At 61.6% G+C, this 23,427-nt stretch carries 25 protein-coding genes; 7 read left to right on the top strand and 18 right to left on the bottom strand.

Annotated elements, in window-relative coordinates; genetic code table 11:
* Position 1: 1 nt before the first annotated feature.
* The gene (locus M5B42_RS09445; protein WP_103499459.1) at positions 2–394 is read left to right on the top strand and encodes a hypothetical protein; all 393 of its coding nucleotides are present in this window, start codon (positions 2–4) and stop codon (positions 392–394) included.
* 70 nt (positions 395–464) lie between these two features.
* Here the strand turns inward: M5B42_RS09445 and M5B42_RS09440 are convergent, their stop codons facing one another.
* Positions 465–929, bottom strand: a complete 465-nt coding sequence (locus M5B42_RS09440) for a helix-turn-helix domain-containing protein (RefSeq protein WP_103499460.1) — start codon at positions 927–929, stop codon at positions 465–467.
* 226 nt (positions 930–1,155) lie between these two features.
* Here M5B42_RS09440 and M5B42_RS09435 point away from each other — a divergent pair, with 226 nt between their 5' ends.
* Positions 1,156–1,794 carry a DUF5666 domain-containing protein gene (locus tag M5B42_RS09435; RefSeq protein ID WP_177101544.1) on the top strand — a complete coding sequence of 213 codons (639 nt, stop codon included), beginning with the start codon at positions 1,156–1,158 and terminating at the stop codon, positions 1,792–1,794.
* Between the two features lie 86 nt (positions 1,795–1,880).
* Here M5B42_RS09435 and M5B42_RS09430 read toward each other — a convergent pair whose 3' ends face one another.
* The 6 genes from M5B42_RS09430 to gcl all read right to left on the bottom strand — a co-directional run bounded on the left by M5B42_RS09430 (position 1,881) and on the right by gcl (position 8,531).
* On the bottom strand, positions 1,881–2,879 hold the full coding sequence (locus tag M5B42_RS09430) for a sulfate ABC transporter substrate-binding protein (RefSeq protein WP_103496226.1): 999 nt from the start codon (positions 2,877–2,879) through the stop codon (positions 1,881–1,883).
* 92 nt (positions 2,880–2,971) lie between these two features.
* The gene (locus M5B42_RS09425; RefSeq protein WP_103496225.1) at positions 2,972–3,796 is read right to left on the bottom strand and encodes an ion transporter; all 825 of its coding nucleotides are present in this window, start codon (positions 3,794–3,796) and stop codon (positions 2,972–2,974) included.
* A 48-nt stretch (positions 3,797–3,844) separates the two neighbouring features.
* Positions 3,845–4,750 (bottom strand): urea transporter, encoded by a 906-nt coding sequence (locus M5B42_RS09420; RefSeq protein ID WP_248745642.1) that lies wholly within the window; start codon positions 4,748–4,750, stop codon positions 3,845–3,847.
* Positions 4,751–4,948: 198 nt separating this feature from the next.
* Positions 4,949–5,839, bottom strand: coding sequence for a 2-hydroxy-3-oxopropionate reductase (locus M5B42_RS09415; RefSeq protein WP_103496224.1), 891 nt, complete (start codon positions 5,837–5,839; stop codon positions 4,949–4,951).
* Positions 5,840–5,857: 18 nt separating this feature from the next.
* The gene (gene hyi / locus M5B42_RS09410; protein WP_248745641.1) at positions 5,858–6,640 is read right to left on the bottom strand and encodes a hydroxypyruvate isomerase; all 783 of its coding nucleotides are present in this window, start codon (positions 6,638–6,640) and stop codon (positions 5,858–5,860) included.
* A 115-nt stretch (positions 6,641–6,755) separates the two neighbouring features.
* Positions 6,756–8,531: a glyoxylate carboligase gene (gene gcl / locus M5B42_RS09405; protein ID WP_248745640.1), complete on the bottom strand. Its 1,776-nt coding sequence runs from the start codon at positions 8,529–8,531 to the stop codon at positions 6,756–6,758.
* Positions 8,532–8,785: 254 nt separating this feature from the next.
* Between gcl and M5B42_RS09400 the strand changes: the two genes are divergently transcribed.
* On the top strand, positions 8,786–9,226 hold the full coding sequence (locus tag M5B42_RS09400; protein WP_248745639.1) for a heme-binding protein: 441 nt from the start codon (positions 8,786–8,788) through the stop codon (positions 9,224–9,226).
* On the opposite strand, the gene M5B42_RS09395 is transcribed toward M5B42_RS09400, so the two are convergent.
* The 8 genes from M5B42_RS09395 to puuE form a co-directional block, all read right to left on the bottom strand.
* On the bottom strand, positions 9,227–9,835 hold the full coding sequence (locus tag M5B42_RS09395; protein ID WP_100940637.1) for a TetR/AcrR family transcriptional regulator: 609 nt from the start codon (positions 9,833–9,835) through the stop codon (positions 9,227–9,229). It abuts the gene before it with no gap.
* A gap of 164 nt (positions 9,836–9,999) precedes the next feature.
* The gene (locus M5B42_RS09390; protein WP_248745638.1) at positions 10,000–10,785 is read right to left on the bottom strand and encodes an outer membrane protein OmpK; all 786 of its coding nucleotides are present in this window, start codon (positions 10,783–10,785) and stop codon (positions 10,000–10,002) included.
* Between the two features lie 351 nt (positions 10,786–11,136).
* Positions 11,137–12,492 (bottom strand): nucleobase:cation symporter-2 family protein, encoded by a 1,356-nt coding sequence (locus M5B42_RS09385; protein WP_103496219.1) that lies wholly within the window; start codon positions 12,490–12,492, stop codon positions 11,137–11,139.
* Positions 12,493–12,713: 221 nt separating this feature from the next.
* Positions 12,714–14,063: a urate hydroxylase PuuD gene (locus tag M5B42_RS09380; RefSeq protein WP_103496218.1), complete on the bottom strand. Its 1,350-nt coding sequence runs from the start codon at positions 14,061–14,063 to the stop codon at positions 12,714–12,716.
* Positions 14,064–14,114: 51 nt separating this feature from the next.
* Positions 14,115–14,618, bottom strand: coding sequence for an ureidoglycolate lyase (locus M5B42_RS09375; protein WP_103496217.1), 504 nt, complete (start codon positions 14,616–14,618; stop codon positions 14,115–14,117).
* 69 nt (positions 14,619–14,687) lie between these two features.
* Entirely contained in the window at positions 14,688–15,683 is a 996-nt protein-coding gene (gene alc, locus M5B42_RS09370) for an allantoicase (protein ID WP_248745637.1), read from the bottom strand.
* Between the two features lie 60 nt (positions 15,684–15,743).
* Positions 15,744–16,259 carry a 2-oxo-4-hydroxy-4-carboxy-5-ureidoimidazoline decarboxylase gene (gene uraD, locus M5B42_RS09365; protein WP_248745636.1) on the bottom strand — a complete coding sequence of 172 codons (516 nt, stop codon included), beginning with the start codon at positions 16,257–16,259 and terminating at the stop codon, positions 15,744–15,746.
* Entirely contained in the window at positions 16,256–17,182 is a 927-nt protein-coding gene (gene puuE / locus M5B42_RS09360; RefSeq protein WP_178129730.1) for an allantoinase PuuE, read from the bottom strand. Before puuE ends, uraD begins: the two co-directional genes overlap by 4 nt.
* 420 nt (positions 17,183–17,602) lie before the next feature.
* Here puuE and uraH point away from each other — a divergent pair, with 420 nt between their 5' ends.
* Positions 17,603–17,956, top strand: a complete 354-nt coding sequence (gene uraH, locus M5B42_RS09355) for a hydroxyisourate hydrolase (RefSeq protein WP_248745635.1) — start codon at positions 17,603–17,605, stop codon at positions 17,954–17,956.
* Positions 17,957–18,186: 230 nt separating this feature from the next.
* Here the strand turns inward: uraH and M5B42_RS09350 are convergent, their stop codons facing one another.
* The 3 genes from M5B42_RS09350 to M5B42_RS09340 form a co-directional block, all read right to left on the bottom strand.
* Positions 18,187–18,813 (bottom strand): LysE family translocator, encoded by a 627-nt coding sequence (locus M5B42_RS09350; RefSeq protein ID WP_177101522.1) that lies wholly within the window; start codon positions 18,811–18,813, stop codon positions 18,187–18,189.
* 64 nt (positions 18,814–18,877) lie between these two features.
* Positions 18,878–20,227, bottom strand: a complete 1,350-nt coding sequence (locus M5B42_RS09345; protein WP_248745634.1) for an NCS2 family permease — start codon at positions 20,225–20,227, stop codon at positions 18,878–18,880.
* A 317-nt stretch (positions 20,228–20,544) separates the two neighbouring features.
* Positions 20,545–20,985: a MarR family transcriptional regulator gene (locus M5B42_RS09340; RefSeq protein ID WP_177101518.1), complete on the bottom strand. Its 441-nt coding sequence runs from the start codon at positions 20,983–20,985 to the stop codon at positions 20,545–20,547.
* Positions 20,986–21,068: 83 nt separating this feature from the next.
* On the opposite strand from M5B42_RS09340, the gene M5B42_RS09335 reads away from it, so the two are divergent.
* From M5B42_RS09335 to M5B42_RS09325, 3 genes are all read left to right on the top strand, one after another.
* Positions 21,069–22,235 (top strand): PLP-dependent aminotransferase family protein, encoded by a 1,167-nt coding sequence (locus M5B42_RS09335; protein WP_103498213.1) that lies wholly within the window; start codon positions 21,069–21,071, stop codon positions 22,233–22,235.
* 10 nt (positions 22,236–22,245) lie between these two features.
* Positions 22,246–22,848: a glutathione S-transferase family protein gene (locus M5B42_RS09330; protein ID WP_248745633.1), complete on the top strand. Its 603-nt coding sequence runs from the start codon at positions 22,246–22,248 to the stop codon at positions 22,846–22,848.
* A gap of 177 nt (positions 22,849–23,025) precedes the next feature.
* Positions 23,026–23,421, top strand: a complete 396-nt coding sequence (locus M5B42_RS09325) for a lysozyme inhibitor LprI family protein (protein ID WP_248745632.1) — start codon at positions 23,026–23,028, stop codon at positions 23,419–23,421.
* Positions 23,422–23,427: the final 6 nt, after the last annotated feature.

The following is a 23,427-nucleotide window of genomic DNA, read 5'->3' as shown; positions in this document are numbered from 1 at the left end:
CATGACCGCCATCGCTCGCCTCACCCTGTTAACGCTGGTCCTGGGGTTGAGCGCTTGTGCGGTCCATCGCCCGCCGCCGGAGGGGCCGACGATCCCGCCTTCCGGCCCGACGACCCAACCTTATCCATCGGGCACGCCGGGTAAACCGATCCCACCGGGCAAACCACGTCCGAGCTTCTCGCCGACGTTTGCCCCGCCGCCGGGTGGTAGCAGTCATTGGGACGGGCAGATGGGCGTCTATGTCCTCGACAACCAGACCAACACCTTCTATCGCCAGCGCACCTACTATCGCTGGAACAACGGCTGGAGCCGCTCCATCAGCCCCAACGGGCCATGGGAAGACACCGATATCCATGGCGTGCCGCCGGGGCTGGGCAAGCAGTTCGGGCAGTGAGTGAAAAACGGCGATCTTCAGAGGTCGCCGTTTTTTTGAGACTATTTCAGATATCGTCGGCTGGTGTATCTCACTCGTAGCCCATCCTCTGTTGCTGTGCCTGCTCGGCGAGTTCGGCCATGGCCTGTTCGCTATCCAGTGAGCGTTGGGTTTTATAGGCCATCAGATCGGCAAACCGTACGCGGCGGTGCTTGCCGGTTTTGTGAAACGGCAATTCACCTGACTCCAGAAGCTTGATCAGGTGTGGACGAGAGACATTGAGCATGTCGGCAGCTTCTTGTGTGGTCAGCTCGGCGTGGACGGGGACCACCTGGACGGCGTTACCGGCGGCAAGCTCGGCCAGAATCTCCACCAACAGCCTCAGTGCGGTGGTGGGTAGTTCAACGCTATGGGCCTCGTTGCGTTCGTCGAAAATCTGGATGTGCTGCGTGTCGAACCTTGTGGCCAGAAAGGCCGCCAGGGCGCGTTGACCTTCGATGGCGAGCTGGACTTCGCGTTCGAGGGGCAAGTTGATGGTGAGGGCAGATTGAGTCATGGCTGGCTCCGAGTGCGTAGAATCAATGATGGAAATTTATTCGAAATAAACGAAAAACGCAATAAACGAAATTCATCTGTAATGCAATGCCTGAAAACTTACCCTTCGTTAGAAGGCTCAAACCGCAAAGGCGATATTTTCATCCCCCGAATCCCGTTATCAGCGCTATAACAGTCCTGTTGAATTGAGAACTGTTTATCTCCCCACCCAAGGAACCTGACGTCCCATGAATTCGATTTTCGGCAAATTGGCACGCCGCAGTGCGTTGGCCTCGGCGATGAGCCTGGCGGTATTGATGTCTGTTGGTCTTGCCCAGGCTGCTGATGCCCCGGCCCAGCGGGTGGCGGTGCGCGGTGAAATCACTGCGCTCGACGGCGATGCGCTCAAGGTGCATACCATCGCTAATGAGGATGTCACGGTCGGCCTGACCAAGGACACCCAGGTCCGCGGTGTGACCCTCGCGACTCTCTCGGATATCAAGCCCGGCAGCTACATCGGCACGGCGGCGATGCCTGGCCCGGATGGCACGCTGACGGCGATGGAAGTTCATGTATTCCCACCGGAGATGGCCGGTACCGGAGACGGTCACCGTCCTTTCGATCTGGCCCAGGGCAGCACCATGACCAATGGCCGGGTGGGTGAGCTGAAGGTCGCCAATGGGCGGACCCTGACCCTGAGCTACAAAGGCGGGGAGAAGAAGATCGTGGTGCCGGAGGGCGTGCCTGTGGTCAACCTGGTGCCAGGCGATCGCAGCCTGCTCAAGCCGGGGGTGAAGGTGGTGCTGTTTGCCCAGCAGGGGGCGGATGGCAAGCTGACGGCGGCGGGGATTTCAGCGGGTAAGGATGGGGTCAAACCGCCGATGTAAGGAAGGCGTTATCTTGAAAACACCCTCGATCTGTAGGAGCCAGCTCCTACAGTTTTCGTGGTGTTTTCAGTGCCGGGTGGTATCAGTTACTTGCCGTTATAGATCTGATCGAACACACCACCATCATTGAAGTGGGTCTTCTGCACCGTGCGCCAGTCGCCGAAGGTCTTCTCCACCGAGAGGAAGTCGACTTTCGGGAAGCGGTCGGTGAACTTGGCCAGCACCTGCGGATCACGTGGGCGCAGGTAGTTGTTGGCGGCGATTTCCTGGCCTTCCGGCGACCACAGGTACTTCAGGTATTCTTCAGCCGCCGCGCGGCTGCCCTTCTTGTCGACCACCTTGTCCACCACGCTCACCGGCGGCTCGGCCTCGGCTGACACGCTTGGGTAGACCACTTCGAACTGATCGCGACCGAACTCGCGGGCAATCATTTCCGCTTCGTTCTCGAAGGTCACCAGCACATCGCCGATCTGGTTGGTCATAAAGGTGGTGGTCGCTGCGCGGCCGCCGGTATCGAGCACCGGAGCCTGCTTGAACAGCTTGCCGACAAACTCCTTGGCCTTGTTCTCGTCACCGCCATTCTTCAGCACATAACCCCAGGCCGACAGGTAGGTGTAGCGGCCGTTACCCGAGGTCTTGGGGTTCGGGACGATCACCTGGACACCGTCCTTGAGCAGGTCCGGCCAGTCTTTCAGGGCCTTGGGGTTGCCCTTGCGCACGATAAACACGGTGGCGGAGGTGAACGGCGCACTGTTGTTCGGCAGGCGGGTGACCCAGTTGTCCGGCACCAGCTTGCCGTTGTCCACCAGGGCATTGATGTCGGTGGCCATGTTCATGGTGATCACGTCCGCCGGCAGGCCGTCGATAACCGAACGCGCCTGTTTGCTGGAGCCGCCGAAGGACATCTGCAAGGTGATGTTTTCATTGTGCTCGGCCTGCCAGTGTTTCTGGAACGCCGCGTTGTAGTCCTTGTAGAAGTCACGCATCACGTCGTAGGAAACGTTCAGCAAGGTCGGTGCGGCCTGGGCCAGGCTGCCAAAGGCCAGGCCAGCGGCCAGAAGTGAAGCGCCAAAGAGTTTTTTCACTGCGCAGTCCTTGTTTCAGCTGAGAGAGGGGCAATTTGCCAGCAACTATAACGGCGCTGACATAGTCACTTAAAGATTAAAAAATGCTTTGCTTATTCTATTTTCTTGTATAGCGGATTCCCACAGCGAGAGCAGAAAGAGGCTTCCGGCTCGTGGCTGTTTTTCCCGCAAACCGGGCAGTCGTGCTTGTGGGAATCGCCGCGCATGGCGCTGGCCAGTTCGGCGGTGAAGATCCCGGTGGGCACGGCGATGATCGAGTAACCGGTGATCATCACCAGGGAGGAAATCACCTGGCCCAACACAGTCTTGGGCACGATATCGCCATAACCCACGGTGGTGAGGGTAACGATAGCCCAGTAGATGCCCTTGGGAATGCTGGTAAAGCCATGCTCCGGGCCTTCGACCACGTACATCAGGGTGCCGAACACGATCACCAGGGTGCAGACGCTGAGCAGGAACACCAGGATCTTCTGCTTGCTGCCGCGCAGGGCGTCAAGCAGGTAGTGCGCCTGTTTCAGGTACGGGCCGAGCTTGAGGACCCGGAAGATCCGCAGCATGCGGATGATACGGATGATCAGCAGGTACTGGGCGTCGCTGTAGTAGAGGGCGAGGATCCCCGGCACAATGGCCAGCAGGTCCACCAGCCCGTAGAAGCTGAAGGCGTAGCGCAGCGGCCGTGGCGAGCAGTACAGGCGCAGCAGGTACTCGACCGCGAAGATGAAGGTGAAGCCCCATTCGATATAGGCCAGGGGGGTGGCGAAGGTCTGGTGAAAGCTCTCGATACTGTCGAGGATCACGATCACCAGGCTGGCGAGGATGATCAGCAGCAGGGTTTTGTCGAAACGCCTGCCGGCGACGGTGTCGGATTGGAAAACCATGACGTAGAGCCGCTGGCGCCAGTCGTTGTTGCTATTCATGAGGTGTTGCCCAAGCTTATGGATGTGGGAAGCGTGGGGGATTGCCGATCAATGCGCAAGCCGGCGGTCTTGGCCGTTGTCGTCGCTGGCCTGGCGTAGCACGCGGGCTCCGGCCCGGATCAGCCAGCAGGCGAGGATAAAGGGGGCGGTCAGCGGGGCCAGGCCGAGGGCGGCAAAGCCGGGTGTCAGCACGCTCGCCAGGAGCATGCCGATCAGCGCGGGCCAGGGGGTGCGCTGTTGCTGGCTCAGGGCGAGCGCGACCAGCGCCGGGTTGTAGCCGGCGAGGCCGAGCTGGGCGGGTGACGCAGGATCATGCAGGAGGGCGAAGGCCAGCCCGACGGTGCTGCCGAGGACCGCCCAGACGGCTGCGCGGCGATTGGCGATCAGCAGTCCAATGAAGATCGACAAGGCCGCCAGGGGCTGGTCGAGGAATACGATCTGGCCCAGGCCCATGAAGGCGGCGTTGGCGTAGGCGAAGGTGTCTGCGAGGGGGAGTGGCGAGCTGCTTGTCGGATTATGGGTTGTGAACGCCAGCAGCAACCAGCTCAGGCCGACAAAGGGCGCGGTGTAGGCGGGCAGGCTTTGAACGTCGCCCGTGTGTTTGAGCCACTGCCGGACCAGGATCGCGCTCAGGCCGGAGGCGGCGATGATCAGTGGCGGGATCAGTATCGACCAGGGAAACTGCAGGCTGATCAGTAGGCCCAGCAGTACGCCGTTATAGCTGTAGAGACCGGCCTGGCGCTCGGCCTTGGGGTAGCTGCGACGCTGGGCGGTGAGCAGGCCGGCAAGGCCGCCGAGTAACGCGCCGCCAACCAGGCTCGGTGCCGCCAGAAGTATTGCCAGCAGGCAGCACAGGCCGCAGAGCGGATGGCGCTGGAGGAAGATCTGGCTGAAGCCGTTGAGCAGGGCGGTTGCCCAGTCGGGGCAGTGGGGTATGCTGGGGATCTTCGGCATGGTGGGGTGTCAGGGGGATTCTTTGGGGGCGCAAGACCGCTTTCGCGAGCAAGCTCTGCTCCTACAGGATCTGTGCTCGACGCTACATTGTGGGAGCCAGCTTGCTGGCGACGGCGGCTGATCAGGCGATGCAAGGCTCATGGGCCTCATCGCCGGCAAGCTGGCTCCTACAGTTGACTGCGTTGAGCCGGGAGGGGCCTAGCGCTCGCGAATCGAGAAGTTCGCCATATGCTCCAGGCCCTTGATCAGTGCCGAATGGTCCCACTGGCTGCCGCCGATGGCCGCGCAAGTGTTGAATACCTGCTGGGCATTGGCGGTATTGGGCAGGTTGATATTCAGCTCGCGGGCACCGGCCAGCGCCAGGTTCAGGTCCTTCTGGTGCAGGCTGATGCGGAAGCCCGGGTCGAAGGTGCCCTTGATCATGCGTTCGCCATGCACTTCGAGGATTTTCGACGAGGCAAAGCCGCCCATCAGTGCTTCACGTACCTTGGCCGGGTCGGCACCGTTTTTCGCGGCGAACAACAGCGCCTCGGCCACCGCCTGGATATTCAGGGCGACGATGATCTGGTTCGCCACCTTGGCGGTCTGACCGTCGCCGTTGCCGCCCACCAGGGTGATGTTCTTGCCGATGTTCTGGAACAGCGGCAGGGCGCGAGCGAAGGCCTGGGCGTCGCCGCCGACCATGATGCTCAGGGTCGCGGCCTTGGCACCGACTTCACCGCCGGACACCGGGGCGTCGAGGTACTGCGCGCCTTTCTCGTTGATCCTGGCCGCGAACGCCTTGGTCGCGGTGGGCGAGATCGAGCTCATGTCGATGACGATCTTGCCCGGACCGACGCCGGCGGCAATCCCGTCGGCACGGAACAGCACATCCTCGACCTGCGGGGTATCCGGCACCATGACAATGATGAACTCGGCTTCCTGGGCGACTTCCTTCGGGCTGGCCAGGGCCACCGCGCCGGCGCTGATCAGGTCGACCGGCGCGGCGTCGTGGTGGTTGGACAGGAACAGGCTGTGACCTGCCTTTTGCAGATTGGCGGCCATGGGATGCCCCATGATGCCGGTGCCGATAAAACCGATTTTAGCCATGACAACGTCCTCTTTTTCTTATGTCGCGTTATGGGTTTTCAACCAGCCCAGCCCGGCTTCGGTGCTGGTCAGCGGTTTGTATTCGCAGCCGACCCAGCCCTGATAACCGATGCGGTCCAGGTGCTCGAACAGGAATCGATAGTTGATCTCTCCGGTCCCCGGCTCATGCCGCCCGGGGTTGTCGGCCAGCTGCACATGGTTGATCTCGGCCAGGTGGTCGGACAGGGTCCGCGCCAGGTCACCTTCCATGATCTGCATGTGGTAGATGTCGTATTGCAGGAACAGGTTGGCGCTGCCCACCTGATGGCGGATCGACAGGGCCTGGGCCGTGGTGTTCAGGTAGAAACCGGGGATGTCGCGGGTGTTGATGGCTTCCATCACCAGACGGATGCCGACGGCTTCAAGCTTGCCGGCGGCGTACTTGAGGTTGTCGACGAAGGTCTTTTCCAGCACGGCGTCGTCGACACCCAGGGGGCGGATGCCGGCCAGGCAGTTGATCTGGGTATTGCCCAGCACCTGCGCATAGGCGATGGCCAGGTCGACCCCGGCACGGAACTCCTCGACCCGGTCCGGGTGGCAGGCAATCCCGCGTTCGCCCTTGGCCCAGTCGCCGGCCGGCAGGTTGAACAGCACCTGGGTCAGGCCGTGGGCATCCAGTTGCGCCTTGATCTCGGCGGAGCTGAAGTCGTAGGGGAACAGGTATTCCACACCGCTGAAACCGGCCTCGACGGCGGCCTTGAAACGGGCCAGGAAATCCTCTTCGGTGAACAGCATGGACAGGTTGGCGGCAAAGCGTGGCATGGGAATCTCCTGGCGAATCGATACAAAGCATTTGGACGGGCTGCGGGCGCAGCGATAGCGGCAGTGAAGGTGATATCGACTGCGCTGGCAAGCCCGTCCAAACGCGGGTGTGGGATCAGTCGAGCAAGGCAATCGCCGTCGGCGCATCGTTGCCGACCAGCGCCAGGTCTTCGAACTCGTTGATGGCGTTGATCTCGGTGCCCATGGAAATATTGGTCACCCGCTCCAGGATGATCTCGACAATCACCGGGACCCTGAATTCCTCGATCATCGCCTGGGCCTGGCGCAGCGCGCCCTGGATCCGGTCCGGTTCGAACACCCGCAGGGCCTTGCAACCGAGGCCCTCGGCGACGGCGACGTGGTCCACGCCATAACCGTTGAGCTCCGGTGCGTTGAGGTTGTCGAAAGACAATTGCACGCAGTAGTCCATGTCGAAGCCGCGCTGGGCCTGGCGAATCAGCCCCAGGTAGGAGTTGTTCACCACCACGTGGATATACGGCAGCTTGAACTGCGCGCCCACCGCCAGTTCCTCGATCATGAACTGGAAGTCATAGTCGCCGGACAGTGCCACGACCTTGCGCGATGGGTCGGCCTTGACCACCCCCAGCGCGGCCGGAATGGTCCAGCCCAGAGGCCCGGCCTGGCCGCAGTTGATCCAGTGCCGTGGTTTGTAGACATGGAGGAACTGCGCGCCGGCAATCTGCGACAGACCGATGGTGCTGACGTAGCAGGTGTCCTTGCCGAACACCTGGTTCATCTCTTCATAGACGCGCTGGGGTTTGACCGGCACGTTGTCGAAGTGGGTCTTGCGCTGCAGGCTGGCCTTGCGCTGCTGGCAATCGGCAAGCCAGGCACTGCGGTCCTTCAGCTTGCCGGCGGCCTGCCATTCACGGGCCACTTCGATAAATACCGTCAGGGCCGCGGCGGCGTCGGACACGATGCCCAGGTCCGGGGTGAATACGCGGCTGATCTGGGTCGGCTCGATGTCCACGTGAATGAAGGTGCGTCCTTCGGTGTAGACCTCCACGGAACCGGTGTGACGGTTGGCCCAGCGGTTGCCGATACCCAGCACCACATCGGACTTGAGCAGCGTGGCGTTGCCGTAGCGGTGGGAGGTTTGCAGCCCGACCATGCCGACCATCAGCGGGTGATCGTCAGGGATCGTGCCCCAGCCCATCAGGGTCGGGATCACCGGAATGCCGGTCAGTTCGGCGAACTCCACCAGCAGTTCGCTGGCATCGGCATTGATGATGCCGCCACCGGCCACCAGCAGCGGGCGTTCGGCCTGGTCGAGCAAGGCCAGGGCCTTCTCGACCTGAATCCGTGTGGCGCCTGGCTTGGCCAGGGGCAGTGGTTGGTAGGCGTCGATATCAAATTCGATTTGCGCCATCTGCACATCGAACGGCAGGTCGATCAGCACCGGGCCGGGGCGGCCGGAGCGCATTTCATAAAAGGCTTTCTGGAAGGCGTAGGGCACCTGGCCGGGTTCGAGCACGGTGGTCGCCCACTTGGTCACCGGCTTGACGATGCTGGTGATGTCCACGGCCTGGAAGTCTTCCTTGTGCAAGCGTGCCCGCGGTGCCTGGCCGGTGATGCAGAGGATCGGGATCGAGTCGGCGCTGGCGCTGTACAGGCCGGTGACCATATCGGTGCCGGCCGGGCCCGAGGTGCCGATGCACACGCCGATATTGCCGGCCTTGGTGCGGGTGTAACCCTCGGCCATGTGCGAGGCGCCTTCGACGTGGCGAGCAAGGACGTGATCGATACCGCCGAGCTTTTGCAACGCGCTGTACAGCGGGTTGATCGCGGCACCGGGAATGCCGAAGGCAGTGTCCACGCCTTCGCGACGCATCACCAGGACGGCGGCTTCGATTGCTCTCATTTTGCTCATTGTTTTGTGCCTCTTGCGTTTTGTAATTGTATACAAGTTGCTGTGTGGCGAGTGTATTCACGCAAGGCGGCGCTGGTCAATGCCTTTTCTAAAATGATTGGTGGATTCGTTCTGGGGCCGTTTCTCAAAGGTTTGATGAGTGTTTCTACATTTTTGTATACAAAAATATTTAACATTGTGTTCTATTTGTTTGGCCGAACTGCTTCTTAAAAGGAGCAGCGACAGCTCTCTCCTCACTCGATAAGGACGGCACCATGAGCGCTTTAACCTTGAACGTCGCAGTCAGTCTGGCCAGCGAGGCGATTGCCGCCGGCCGGGCCATTTCGGCAGCACCGCTGACCATTGCGGTGCTGGATGGCGGTGGTCACCTGGTGACACTGCAACGCGAGGATGGGGCGAGCCTGTTGCGTCCGCAGATCGCCATCGGCAAGGCCTGGGGCGCGATCGCCCTGGGCAAGGGCTCGCGCTTGCTGGCGTTGGATGCGCAGCAGCGACCAGCGTTTGTGGCGGCATTGAACAGCCTGGGGCAGGGCAGCGTGGTGCCGGCGCCGGGCGGGGTGTTGATTCGCGATCAGGAGGGGAAGGTGATCGGGGCCATCGGGATCAGCGGGGATACTTCGGATATCGATGAGCAGTGTGCGATCAGTGCAATCGAGGCGTTGGGGCTGGTGGCGGATGCCGGGGTGTCTGTCTGACTATCGATCCGGCTCGCAGCCCTTGAGCACCAACCGCACGATGGTCTGCGCCGCCGCTTCATAGTCGACGTCTTCCAGCTTGGCCTTGCCGGTGATCGAGGAGATCTGCCAGTCGAAATCGGCATAGGTCTGGGTCGCGGCCCAGATGCTGAACATCAGGTGATGGGGATCGAGCGGGGCGATCAGGCCGCGGTCGATCCAGGTCTGGATGCAGGCGATATTGTGTCGGGCCTGGGCATTGAGCTGCTCCACCTGCTCGGGGCTCAGGTGCGGCGCGCCGTGCATGATTTCGCTGGCGAAGACCTTGGAGGCGAACGGCAGGTCGCGGGAGATACGGATCTTCGAACGGATATAACCGGCCAGTACCTCGGCGGGCACGCCCGCGGGGTTGAAGGGGGTCGAGGCCTGGAGGATCGGCTCGATGATGCTTTCCAGCACCTCGCGGTAGAGGTTGTCCTTGGATTTGAAGTAGTAGTAGACGTTGGGCTTGGGTAGGCCGGCCTTGGCCGCGATATCGCTGGTCTTGGTGGCGGCGAAGCCCTTGTCGGCGAACTCTTCGCTGGCGGCGCGCAGGATCAGTTCACGGTTGCGTTCGCGGATGGTGCTCATAAACCAGGTTTTTCCTTGCCGGCCCGGGCGGTTGGGCATGGTAGCACCGGGTTTGCGCAAGGCTCAAGAATGCCCCTCCCACACGTCTGAATGAGCAAACTGCAGGAGCGGCAGGACTTGCCGGCTCCTGCAGGATTCACGGTGCGTTCAAGCGCCTGGCACCCTCAGAAGTGATACTTGATCAACAGGCTCGCGGTGTCCTGGTTGGTCCTGAAGTCGCTGCTGCTCTGGAGGCCGTACTTGTTCTTCCAGTAGTCGTACTCGATACCCACGTACAACTGCTTCTCACCCCAATGCAGGGCCTTGCCCAGGTCGTATTTGATCTGCGGGTTGAAGTGCAGGTTGGCGTGGTAGGTTCCTTGGGCATTGCGGTCGTTGTCCACCACCCAGTCCATATAGCCGTCGATCAGCACGTTGGAATGGCCCACTGGGATGGTGTAGGACCAGACCGGGGTGATCTGCCAGATATTGCTGCCCGGACGGTTGCTGTCGGTATGGCGCTGGTAGAAGTTCAGCTGGAAGTAGTCGAAGCCGGGTACGTCCAGGTCGAAGCCGGGGCCGAACAGGTAGGCGTTGGTGTCGCCTTCGCCGAACTCGTAGGTCATGGCCAGCAGCACATCCTTGACCGGGCCGAAGGCGAACGAACGGTCGAAGATCTTGCCCATGGACAGGCGCGGGGTGAACTCGCCGTAGTAGGTGTTCGGGCCGAGGCGGGTATCGGCCTTGCCGTTGTAGAAGATCCGGTCGAGGAAGAAGAAGTTGTCGCCGTACTTCCAGGCGTCGGCGTGTTCGAAGGTGACGGTCTGCTGGATCTGCGGATTGACGGTGAAATTCTTGCCGTACAGGTAGGTCAGGCTGTTGTTCTGCCATTGCAGCAGGTCGCCCGCGCAGGCGGATCCTGCGCTCAGCAAGGTGGCGGACAATATCAGGCTCGTAGAAGTGCGCTTCATTGGGTTGCTCCCTAAGGTCAGTGGTTCAAGGCTTCCGTCGTTCAGCGCTCTGGGTTCGGCGCTTTTTTTCTGTCGGCCATCGCCGGTTCAGCGGCCTGCCTGCTTCTGGCAAGGGCCGGTTCAAGGCAAAAAACAGCCAAAGACCCTGCGTTCGGCTGTCCGTGGGACAGTCGAGTGGTGCGGGCTTCTATAGGCCTTGGGGTTGTCCCGCGCCGGGATAGAGAGGCGCTTGGGTCAGGTGTCGGTGGCGATGGCTTGTTCGAGCGGATTCCAGCGGGCGCGCAGCATACTGATTCGCGCCCGAGGGCTCAAGCGCCCGTGCCAGAGCGCTCGCGTCCGCCGGCAAAGGTATCAGTGGGGGTGAACATGCCCGCTGAGTGCCGCCCGTTCGGCGCCCCCCAGCACGTTGAACAGCAGGTTCAGGGACACGGCGCTCAAGGTCGCCATGGCGATACCACTGTGGGTGATCGGACCCATCCACAGCGGCAGGTGGGCGAAGAACTCCGGTCGCACAACGGGGATCAGGCCCATGCCGATGCTTACCGCCACCAGCAACTGGTTGCGCCGATCGGAGATGTCCGCTTCCTGGAGGATCTTGATCCCGGTGGCCGCGACCATGCCGAACATGGCGATGGCCGCGCCGCCCAGTACCGCCGGCGGAATCGAGGCGACCAGGAACGCGGCCTTGGGCAGCAGGCTGAGGACGATCAGGAAGAGCCCGGCGACGATGGTCACCGAACGGCAGCGCACACCGGTCATCTGCACCAGGCCGATGTTCTGGGCGAAGGAGGAGTGGGTGAAGGTGTTGAAGAAACCGGCGAGGAACGACGCGCCGGCGTCGCACAGCAAGCCGCGCCGGAGCATGCGTGGGGTGACGTCCTGGCCAGTGATCTTGCCCAGGGCGAGGAACATCCCGGTGGACTCGACGAAGATGATCACCACCACCAGGCACATGGACAGGATCGGTGCCAGGTGAAACTGCGGCAGGCCGAAATGCAGCGGGGTGACCACTTTCAGCCAGGGCGCCTGGGCCAGGCCGCTGAGGTCGACCATGCCGATGACGCCGGACAGCACATAGCCCAGGAGCATGCCGATCAGCACCGAGATATTCACCCAGAAGCCGCGCATGAAGCGGTTGATCAGCAGGATGGTGGCCAGCACCAGCGCGGCCACCGTGAGGTAGATCGGCGAGCCGAATTGTGTCGCGGCACTGCCGCCGCCGGCCCAGTTGACCGCCACCGGAAACAGCGAGAGGCCGATGGCGGTGATCACGGTGCCGGTGACCAGGGGCGGGAAGAAACGCACGATCCGGGACATGAACGGGGCGATCAGCAGGCCGAAAAAACCGGCGGCGATGGTGGCGCCGAAGATCCCGGTCATGCCGATACCGGGCATGCCGGCCATGGCCACCATGCTGCCGACGGCGGCGAAACTGGCGCCCATCATCACCGGCATGCGGATGCCCATGGGGCCGATGCCGAGGGATTGCACCACGGTGGCGATACCGGCCACCAGCAGGTCGGCGTTGATCAGAAAAGCGATTTCCTCACGACCCAGGCCGGCGGCCTGTCCGATGATCAGCGGTACGGCGACGGCGCCGCCATACATCAGCAGAACGTGTTGCAGGCCCACCAGGATCAGCTGCAACAGAGGCAGACGCTGGAGAGCGGGTGCGGCGGGGATGCGCGGTTCGGATAACTCGGACATGCAACACCTCGGATTTTTTTATTCTTGTGGTTTTAGCGCTGTGTGGTTGCGGACAGCGTTTTTTGTAGCCGGGGCAACGCAACCGCTTCACGGTTGATCTCGAACCTGTAGGAGCAGGGCTTGCCCGCGAAGAGGCTTTCAAGATCGCTAAAAGCTTCGCGGGCAAGCCACGCTCCTACAGGTAACGCGGTGTCTCCAAATCAGCTGGCTAACAGCGACATTCAGTTGGTGCGTGCCCCCTGGTTGATCCAGGCCGCGATCAGGTCACGTTCCTGCTGGGTCATCTGGGTGATGTTGCCCAACGGCATGATCTGGGTGGTAATGGCCTGGGCCTGGATACGTGGAGCCAATTGCTGGATCTGTTGCGCGGTATCGAAGATCACCCCCGCCGGCGCCGAACTGAACAGCGGGCTGGTGGGTTGGGCCGAATGGCACACCGCGCAGCGCTCCTGGATCACACGGTGAACCTTGTCGAAGCTGACGTCGGCGGCACTCGCTGTGGTCGTTGGCGCAGGAACCGAATCCGGAGCTGCGGCGGCGGCTGGTGCGGCGGTAACGGCTGGCGTCTCTGGTACCGCTGGCGTGGCTTGGGCCGGCTTGCCGCCCAACGCGGTTTCCGGCAACGGCTGGTACTCGATCTTCGCCGGGGCCTTGGCCACTTGCGGTGCGCTCGGGACCGGCGACGGGCCGGTGACATAGGCCAGGCAGATCATCCCAAGGGCCGCGACCGGCAAGGTCCAGGCAAATTTGTGACTGTTGTGCCGAGTGTTGAAATAGTGCCGCACCATCACCGCCAGCACCGCGATCCCGGCCAGGATCAGCCAGTTGTACGGGCTGCCATAGGTGCTCGGGAAGTGGTTGCTGATCATGATGAACAGCACCGGCAGGGTGAAGTAGTTGTTGTGCCGCGAACGCAGCAGGCCCTTGGCCGGCAGGCTCGGGTCCGGCGTGCGGTTCTCGGCGATGGCCGCCACCAGCGCGCGCTGGGCCGGCATGATGATGCGGAACACGTTGCCGACCATGATGGTGCCGATGATCGCGCCGACATGCAGGTAGGCGCCGCGACCGCTGAATACCTTGCTGAACCCGTAGGCGGCGGCAATCAGCAGCACGAACAGGATAAAGCCGAGCAGGGCCGGGCGCTTGCCCAGGGCCGAGTCACAGAGAAAGTCGTAGACGAACCAGCCGGCGATCAGTGCGCCGATACCGATGGCCACGCCCTCGGGGCCGCTCAGGCCGCTGCCGGGGGCCACGAGGTAGAGCACCGGGTTGGAGTAGAACACCACGCAGAGCAGCGCGATCCCCGACATCCAGGTGAAATAGGCTTCCCATTTGAACCAGTGCAGGTTGTCCGGCATGGTCGGCGGGGCCAGCTTGTATTTTTCCAGGTGGTAGATACCGCCGCCGTGGATCGCCCACAGATCGCCCGCCAGGCCGTCCCTGGGGTTGACCCGGTTGAGGTTGTTCTCCAGCCAGACGAAGTAGAACGATGCACCGATCCAGGCCACGCCCGTGATCATGTGAATCCAGCGCACGCTCAGGTTCAGCCATTCCATCAGATGTGCTTGCACAGTCTTTACCTCTCGCCTGTCACTCTTTTTCGGGAGTGATCAGACCTTCTCTTATTGGTGGGGGGCGAGGATCAGGTACTCATCCTCTTTGAAGAAATGCTCATCGCAGTTGTTGCCGGAGCCACTGCGATCAACCACCAGGAAGTCATCCCGCTTTTCGATCGTCAGCACCGGGTGGTGCCAGACGCCGCGATGGTAATTGATGCCCTGCCTGCCATTGCTGACAAAGGCGCGGACCAAGCCTGATACCGGTGCATCGCCAAGGGGCGCGACCACGATCAGAAAGGGGTTGCCGAGCAGCGGGATAAAAGCCTGGCTGCCCAGCGGATGGCGCTCGAGCATGCGCACGGTCAAGGGCATGTCCAGCGCGTCGGCGCGGAAGATGCTGATGATCGCCTGGTCGTCCGGCTTGGCGGTTTGCACCGTCGCCAGGCGATGGAAGCGCTGGGTCGAACCGTTGTTGATCATGAAGTGGTCGCTGCCGTCGGTTTCGATCACGTCACCGAAGGGGGCGAAGGCTTCTTTGCTCAGCGGTTCAATCGTCAGTGTGCGCATGCGGTTCTTCTGTTCTCGAATTCTGTGTATCGGTGGTTCCCGCGCGAGGCGCGAGAACCACCCATGGGGTTACTTCGCGACTTTGCCCAGCACCCGCAGGCGACTTACGCCACCGTCCGGGAACACGTTCAGGCGGATATGGGTGATAGGTCCCAGCGCCTTGATCTGTTCGGCGAAGCTGTGTTCCTGGTGCATTTCCAGCTTCTGGCTCGGCAGCAGTTCACGCCAGAACAGGCTCTGGGTCTCGATCTGGCTGTCGGTGCCGCCCTTGACGAAGGCGCCCTGGATCGAGCAGCTGTCCGGGTAGTTGCCCTTGAAGTGCAGGGTGTCGACGATGATCTGTTCGATCTCGCCCGGATGACCCAAAGCCACGATCACCCAGTCATTGCCCGGGGTACGCCGGCGCGCGGTTTCCCAGCCGTCGCCCATGTTGACGCCACGGCCCGGGTTGAGGATGTTGCTCATGCGGCCGAAATGCTCGTCGGAGCAGGCCAGGGCGCGGCCGCCGTTGAGGGCGGAAGCCAGGTCGACCTGTTCGTTGTCGCCCACCGCCGACCAGTCACGGAATGGAATACCGTAGACCCGCAGGCGCGCCACGCCGCCGTCCGGATAGATGTTGAAACGCAGGTGGCTGAAGGCCTGGTCGTTGCTGATCTCGTGGTAGTGGTGGCTGTTGCCTTGCAGCTCGACGGCGGACAGCACTTCGACCCACTGGGTGTTTTCGTCCGGCTCGCCGCTGCTCAGGAAGCAGGCTTCCAGGGAGGCCGACGGCGGATAGTTGCCAGTGAAGAACGAGGTATCGATGTCCACGCCCTTGATCAAGCCGGCGACGCCGAGGCGGATCACCGCGCTGTCGTAGCCTTCGAAACGCTTGCGGCGCGACTCCCAGCCGTCCATCCACTTGCCGTTGTCATCGAACACGCCTTCTTTCCAGACGGCCGGGGTCGGCTGGAACAGGCGGTTGGCGTCGGCGAACCAGTCGTCGGTGACCGAGAGGATCCTGGTGCCCAGGCGGGCGTCGGCCAGGTTGACGAACTTCTCGAAAGGTACGGCGTAGGCTTTCATGCTTTTTGTCTGCCTTTTAATAAGTGGCTGGGGAGGCTTGCCGGGTTCAGGTACGGCTCGCTAAAGGGTCAGTAGGCGGAACAGGGCGATCTTGTTGATCTCGGCCAGCGCGCACTGGAACTCGGTGTCCACCGGGTTATGGATGCGCACTTCGAACGCGGCGAGGATCTGATGCCGGTTGCTGCCTTTTACCGCCATGATGAAGGGGAACTTGAACTTGGCTTTATAGGCGTCGTTCAGCTCGGTGAAGCGTTGGAACTCTTCGTTCGAGCATTGGTGAATGCCGGCGCCGGCCTGTTCGTTGGTGCTGGCTTCGGTGAGTTGGCCCTGCACGGCGGCTTTGCCGGCCAGGTCCGGGTGGGCGTTGATCAGGGCCAGCTGGCTGGAGTGATCGGCGCTCAAGAGGATGTCGCTCATACGCTGGTGCAGGGGCTCGATCTCGTCGAGGTCGGCGTCCTGGCCCAGGTCGAAAGCCTTTTCGGCGACCCAGGGTGAATGTTCGTAGATATCGGCGAAGGCCTGGATAAAGGCTTCGCGGCTCAAGGTCGAGGGCTTGAGGGTCTTGAAGGCCGTCATTTCGCGACTCCCTGGAACGGGTGGGTGGCGTGCCAGTGGCGAGCGATATCGACCCGGCGACTGAACCAGACCCGGTCATGGCCTTTGACATATTCGATAAAGCGCTGGAGGGCGGCCAGGCGTGCCGGGCGGCCGATCAGGCGACAGTGCAAACCGATGGAGAGCATCTTCGGCGCTTCGTCGCCTTCAGCGTAGAGCACGTCGAAGGCGTCCTTGAGGTACTGGTAGAAATCGTCGCCCTTGTTGAAGCCTTGCACCTGGGTGAAGCGCATGTCGTTGGTATCGAGGGTGTAGGGAATTACCAGGTGCGGCTTGCCGGTGGGGCTGTCGGGTTCCCAGTAGGGCAGGTCGTCGTCGTAGGTGTCCGAGTCGTAGAGGAAGCCGCCTTCCTCCATCACCAGCTTGCGGGTGTTCGGCCCGGTGCGTCCGGTGTACCAGCCCAATGGGCGTTCGCCGCTGATTTCGGTGAGGATGCGGATGGCTTCGAGCAGGTGCTCGCGCTCCTGGGCTTCGTCCATGTACTGGTAGTCGATCCAGCGGTAGCCGTGGCTGCAGATCTCGTGGCCGGCCGCGACCATGGCGCGGATCACGTCCGGGTGGCGCTGGGCGGCCATGGCCACGGCGAACACGGTCAGGGGAATATCGAAACGCTTGAACAGCTTGAGAATCCGCCACACGCCGGCACGGCTGCCATACTCGTAGAGCGACTCCATGCTCATGTTGCGCGCGCCCTGCAGAGGCTGCGCCGCGACCATCTCCGAGAGGAAGGACTCGGATTCCGGGTCGCCATGGAGGATGTTGCGTTCGCCGCCTTCTTCGTAGTTGAGCACGAAGGACAAGGCGATGCGGGCATTGCCCGGCCAGTGGGGGTGAGGCGGGTTGCTGCCGTAACCGATCAGGTCGCGTGGGTAGTCGGCGCTCACTGCAGTCTTCCTTCTTGTTCGTGGTGACGGTTGCGTGGTGCCCCGTCAAAACCGGATGGCGTCACGGCGATGGAATGATTGTATACAACTTTATAATCATTTTGTAAGCCCGTATTTTTGCATTTCTTTCCGTTTGATGACCGCAGGTTTCACCTCGGGGAACACTGCAAGAAACCTGCCTGATCGGTCAGCTAGTGGTTCTGAGGTCTTCTGCGGGCAAGTGATTGCGCTCTATTCGTGGCTGGCTGGGCCGAGCCGGGGTTGTCAGAAAAAAGCTTGAATTTATTGTGTACAATTTTTTGTAAAAGTGTCTTAATTATTTCCGGGCCGCCCCTCTGGGGCATGGCCTCTCCTTTATCCACTGACTCCGGGAGGCGCGAGGCCTGATCTGCCTGAAGGGCAGGGCGGCCCGCAGAAGCAATGGGACGTTTGACTACGCATGTTTTGGATGCCGCGCATGGCTGCCCCGGCAGTTCGATCAAGGTCGAGCTGTATCGGCTCGAAGGCGCACAGTTGGAGCTGGTCGCCAGCGCCCTGACCAACAGCGACGGGCGCTGCGATGCACCGTTGCTGCAAGGGACCGACTACCGCTCCGGGGTCTATCAGTTGCAGTTCCATGCCGGTGACTACTATCGGGCTCGTGGCGTGGCGCTGCCGGAGCCGGCGTTCCTCGACGTGGTGGTGCTGCGTTTCGGGATCAGTGCCGAGCAGGAGCACTACCACGTGCCGTTGCTGATTTCGCCCTACAGCTATTCGACCTACCGAGGCAGCTAGATTCCCCAAGCATCTGCGCCAAAGCTTCCTTGGTTATTTGCCCGCGTTCACTGCGGGCTTTTTTTATGTCTGGCGATTGGGTTGGCAGAGGTTGTGATGGTGAATGTGAGGGCCTCTTCGCGGGCAAGCTCCGCTCCCACAGTTTTGTGTCTGTACACAATACCGAGGTTGACTCGGACATTGTGGGAGCAGAGCTTGCCCGCGAAGAGGCCAGTACTGGCACTGCATATCTAACGGCTCAACAAAGATATCGCCCCCGCCCCACCAAACAACCCGGCGCTGATCCGGTTGAACCAGCTCTGCCCTTTACCGCTTCGCAGATAACTCGCCGCGCCATGGGCGCCAAGGCCATAGGCCAGCTTGCACAGCAGGTCCAGCACGGTCCAGGTGGCGATCATCACCAGCAACTGGCCGAGAAACGCTTGGTCGGCCTTGAGAAACTGCGGCAGGAAGGCCGCGAAGAACAGGATGTCCTTCGGGTTGCTGGCACCGAGCACAAAGGCGCGCCCAAACAGGGCACGAAAGCGTGGGGCCGGCGCGGTTTCGGGCACATTCGCCGCCCGTGCCGGCTGTCGCGATTGCTGCCAGCTCTGCCAGGCGAGATAGAACAGGTACAGCGCGCCGACAATCTTCAGGGCGCTGAACAACTGCTCCGAGGCCAGCAGCAACGCACCCAGGCCCAGGGCCGAAGCGCTCAACAAGCAGATCGAGGCGCTGACACCGCCGAGAAAGGCCGGGTATGAACGACGCAATCCATAATTCAGGCTGTTGCTGATCATCAGCAGCGACAGCGGCCCGGGGATCAGGATCACCACCAGGGCGGCACTGCTGAACAACAACCAGGTTTCCAGACTCATCAGGTTTCTCCCTTCGTACAAAAGCCCCACCGAAGTGAGGCTGGTTACTACCGCATGGGCTCTCTTACAGGAAGATGAACTTGGCGATAAAAATGGCGCACAGCACCCACAGGCTGACGGAAATATCCTTGAACTTGCCGGTCCCGGCCTTCAGTGCCACATAGGTGATAAAACCCAGGGCGATGCCGTCGGCGACCGAAAAAGTCAGCGGCATCATGATCGCGGTCACAATCGCCGGAATACTGTCCGTCGCGTCGTCCCACTCGATATGCGCCATGCCACTCATCATCAGCATCGCTACATAAATCAGCGCGCCGGCGGTCGCGTACGCAGGGATCATGCCAGCCAGCGGGGCAAAGAACATGGCCGCCACAAACAGGATACCTACAGTAACAGCGGTCAGACCAGTCCGACCACCAGCGGCAACACCCGCGGCACTTTCCACGTAGCTGGTAACGGGTGGCACACCGACCACGGCACCGAATACGCTGGAGACGCTGTCGGCTTTCATTGCCCGGGACAGGTTCTCGATACGGCCGTCGGGGTTGACCAGGCCGGCGCGCTGGGCGACGCCCATCAGGGTGCCGGCGGTGTCGAACATGTGCACGAAGAGAAAGGCCAGGACCACGCTGATCATGCTGACGTTGAATGCGCCCTTCAGGTCCATGGCCATCCAGGTCGGGGCCAGGCTCGGTGGGGTGGAGAAGATGCCGTGGTATTCCACCAGGCCCAGGCCCCAGCCGGCCAGGGTCACGGTGATGATGCTGATGAGGATGGCGCCGAAGACCCGGTGGTAGCTGAGGATTGCGATCATCAGGAAACAGATGGCGGCCAGCAATGGGCCGGGTTCATGCAGGGCGCCGAGCCTGATCAGGGTGGCGGGGCTGGCAACGATGATCCCGGCGGTTTTCAGGCCGATCACCCCGAGAAACAGCCCGACGCCGGCACCCATCGCATGGCGCAGGCTGACGGGAATGCTGTTGAGCAGCCATTCGCGGATCCTCGACAGGGTCAGGGCCATGAACAGCACGCCGGAGATGAAGACCGCACCGAGGGCGGTTTCCCAGTGGTAGCCCATGGTGCCGACCACGGTGTAGGTGAAGAACGCGTTCAGGCCCATGCCCGGTGCGAGGCCCACCGGCCAGTTGGCGTAGAGGCCCATCAGCAGGCAGCCGAGGGCGGCGGCGATGCAGGTGGCGACAAAGGCGGCGCCATGGTCGATGCCGGCGTCGGCCATGATGTTCGGGTTGACGAAGATGATGTAGGCCATGGTGATGAAGGTGGTTACCCCGGCGATCAGTTCGGTTTTCACCGTGGTGCCATGCAACCTGAGCTTGAACAGGCGTTCCAGCAGGCCGGAACTTGACGGTGGCGACAGGTCCAGCAGGGGGGCTTCGGATTTGCGGCTTTCCACAGCGAGTACTCCTCAAGAGTTTTATTGTTATTTCCAGAGCCGGGCGCAGGGGCGGGCAACGGCTCTTTGAGGCAGCACGGGTTTGTTGACTGTAAAGTCAGGAACTCGCACGAAGCGAATTATGCTTTTGTATACAAATAAAGCAAATAATGTTTTTGGATTTGTGTGCGATACGTCGGAAGGTAGGATCTTGTTGGCGGGAGTAGTCGCGAAACCTGTAGGGGCCGGCTTGCTGGCGATTGCAATCTGGCAGATCGACATCTGTATCGCCTGTTAAACCGCTATCGCCAGCAAGCCGGCGCCTACAAGGGGGCGTATCAGGAAGGGCGGTTTTCTCCCAGCGCGAGGTTCACCGCCAGCCAGCCCTCCACCGCGGCCTCACCAGCCTGGGCGAAAGCCTTCTGCAACAACTTGACCTGCTCACGGCGCAACGACTCTTCCAGGCTCGCCCCGTCCGCCGTCAGGCGCAGCAGGCGCTTGCGCTTGTCGGCCTCGGACGCAACGCTGCGCACCAGGTCCATCTCGGTCAACTGGCGCAACGGCATGTTCAGCGCCTGCTTGCTGACGCCGAGCAAGGTCAGCAACTCCTTGACGCTCACGTCCGGATAACGGGCGATAAAAAACACAATGCGCTGGTGCACCCGGCTCAAGCCACGACGCTCGAGCATTTCGTCGGCCTTGGCGGTGAACGCCTGGTAGCCGAAAAAGAAGGCCTGCATGGCGTCTTGCTGCGCGTTTGAATTTTTAAGGTCAAGCATATTGACGTATCGGCTCGTGGCGGCGTAATTTCGGTCAAGCAGTTTGACGTACTTTCCGCTTACTTAGCTACCGGTGACCTGCCATGGCCTTCTCCGAACGCGTGACCCGTCTGAAAAGCTCTCTGATTCGCGAAATCCTCGCCGCCGCTCAACGCCCGGAAGTGATGTCCTTTGCCGGCGGACTGCCATCCGAAGCCATGTTGCCGACGCTGGACTGGGAGGGCCTGCCGGTCGCCTTCGGCCAATACGGCATGAGTGAGGGCGAACCGGCGCTGCGCGAGGTGCTGGCCGCCGAGGCGCGGGCGCTGGGGATCGACTGCCAGGCCAGCCAGGTGCTGGTGGTCAGCGGTTCCCAGCAGACCCTGGACCTGGTGGCCAAGCTGCATATCGACAAGGGCACCGAGATCCTCCTCGAAGGGCCGACCTACCTCGCCGCCTTGCAGATCTTCCAGCTGTTCGGCGCCGATTGCCTGACGATCCCCCAGGAACAGGACGGCCCCGACCTGCTCCAACTGCGTGCGCGCCTGGAAAACCACCAGCCGGCCTTCGTCTATCTGATTCCGACGTTCCAGAACCCGTCCGCCGTGCGCTACAGCGAAGCCAAGCGCGAGGCCGTCGCCGCCTTGCTCGACGAATTCGGCGTAACCCTGATCGAAGACGAACCCTATCGCGAGCTGACCTATGACGGCGGCAGCGCCCGGCCGATTGTCAGCCGTTTGAAGCGCAGCAGCTGGATCTATACCGGCACGGTGTCCAAGACCCTGGCCCCCGGGTTGCGGGTCGGTTACCTGATTGCCAGCCCGGACCTGTTCCCCCATCTGCTCAAGCTCAAGCAGTCGGCGGACCTGCACACCAACCGCGTCGGCCAGTGGCAGGCGTTGCAGTGGATCGGTACGGAAAAATATCGCCAGCACCTGGTGCAACTCCGGGACTTTTACCGGGTCCGACGGGATGCCTTTCAACAGGCATTGGAGCGCCACTTCGCTGACCTGGCCGATTGGCAGGTGCCGCAGGGCGGTTTGTTCTTCTGGCTGACCCTCAAACAGCCGCTGGATACCCGCACCTTGCTCGCCGACGCGTTGAGTCGGGATGTCGCATTCATGCCCGGCGAACCTTTTTTTGCCGAACCGGAGCGTAATCCGGGTAATCTTCGTCTCAATTTCAGTCACATCGCACCGGAGCGTCTGGACGAAGGTCTCAAGCGCCTGGCTGCTGTCATCCGTCACGCACAGGCTGCACAAGCGGCTTAAGGGGAGGGCCATGTACAAGGTTTATGGCGATTACCAGTCGGGCAATTGCTACAAGATCAAGCTGATGCTGCACCTGCTGGGGCAGGAATATCGCTGGCACCCGGTGGACATCCTCAAGGGTGACACCGAGACCCCGGAATTCCTGGCGAAGAACCCCAACGGCAAGGTGCCGGTGCTGGAGCTGGAAGACGGCACCTGCCTGTGGGAGTCCAATGCGATTCTCAACTTCCTGGCCGATGGCAGCGAATTCCTGCCCACCGAGCCGCGTCTGCGTACCCAGGTGCTGCAATGGCAGTTCTTCGAGCAGTACAGCCACGAACCCTATATCGCGGTAGCGCGGTTTATCGAGTTCTACCTGGGCTTGCCGGAAGAGCGTCGCGAGGAATACCTCAAGCTGCAGAAACGCGGGCACAAGGCGTTGAAAGTGATGGAAAAGCAGCTTCAGCAAACCCCGTACCTGGTGGGCGAGCACTATTCGATTGCTGATATCGCGCTGTATGCCTATACCCATGTGGCCCATCAGGGCGGCTTCGACCTGAACGACTACCCGGGCATCCAGGCCTGGTTGCTGCGGGTGGCCAGTCATCCGAAGCATGTCGGTATGCTCGACTGACGATCTGGCGTATCGCGCGAGTTTCTGGATGACGAAAACCCTCCCTGTAGGAGCCGGCTTGCTGGCGATTGCATTCTGACAGTCGACATCTCTGTCGTCTGACAAACCGCAATCGCCAGCAAGCCGGCTCCTACAGGAGGTATGTCATCTGTTTATTCACCGAATAAGGAATACCGCATGAGTTATCCCATGTTGGCTTTTTTTGCGCTGGGTGTTCTCGGCCTGGCCACGGGCGCACAAGCGGCCGATAACTGCGATGCCAACCAGGCGTCGATGAATGAATGTGCGGGCAAGGCGTTCAAGCAGGCCGACAACGACCTGAACACCTACTACAAGATCCAGATGGATTACCTGAAGAACCCGGCCAACAAGGCCGCGCTCCAGGATGCCCAGCGCAAGTGGCTGGCTTTCCGCGACGCCGATTGCCTGTATCAGAATGGCAAACCGGCGGACGGTGGTTCGATCTGGCCACTGCTGGATCTGCAGTGCAAGACCGAGTTGACCAGGCAGCGGGCGGCGCAGTTGAAGGCTTATACCGAGTGTCGCGATGAAACCAACGGCTGCCGCAACTGACGGCGA

Origin of the sequence: Pseudomonas sp. MWU12-2037 (assembly GCF_023242345.1) — a bacterium.
Classification (GTDB): Bacteria; Pseudomonadota; Gammaproteobacteria; order Pseudomonadales; family Pseudomonadaceae; genus Aquipseudomonas; species Aquipseudomonas gingeri_D.
The sequence above is the reverse complement of the archived record's forward strand: the minus strand, read 5'-3'. Positions and strand labels throughout refer to the sequence as shown.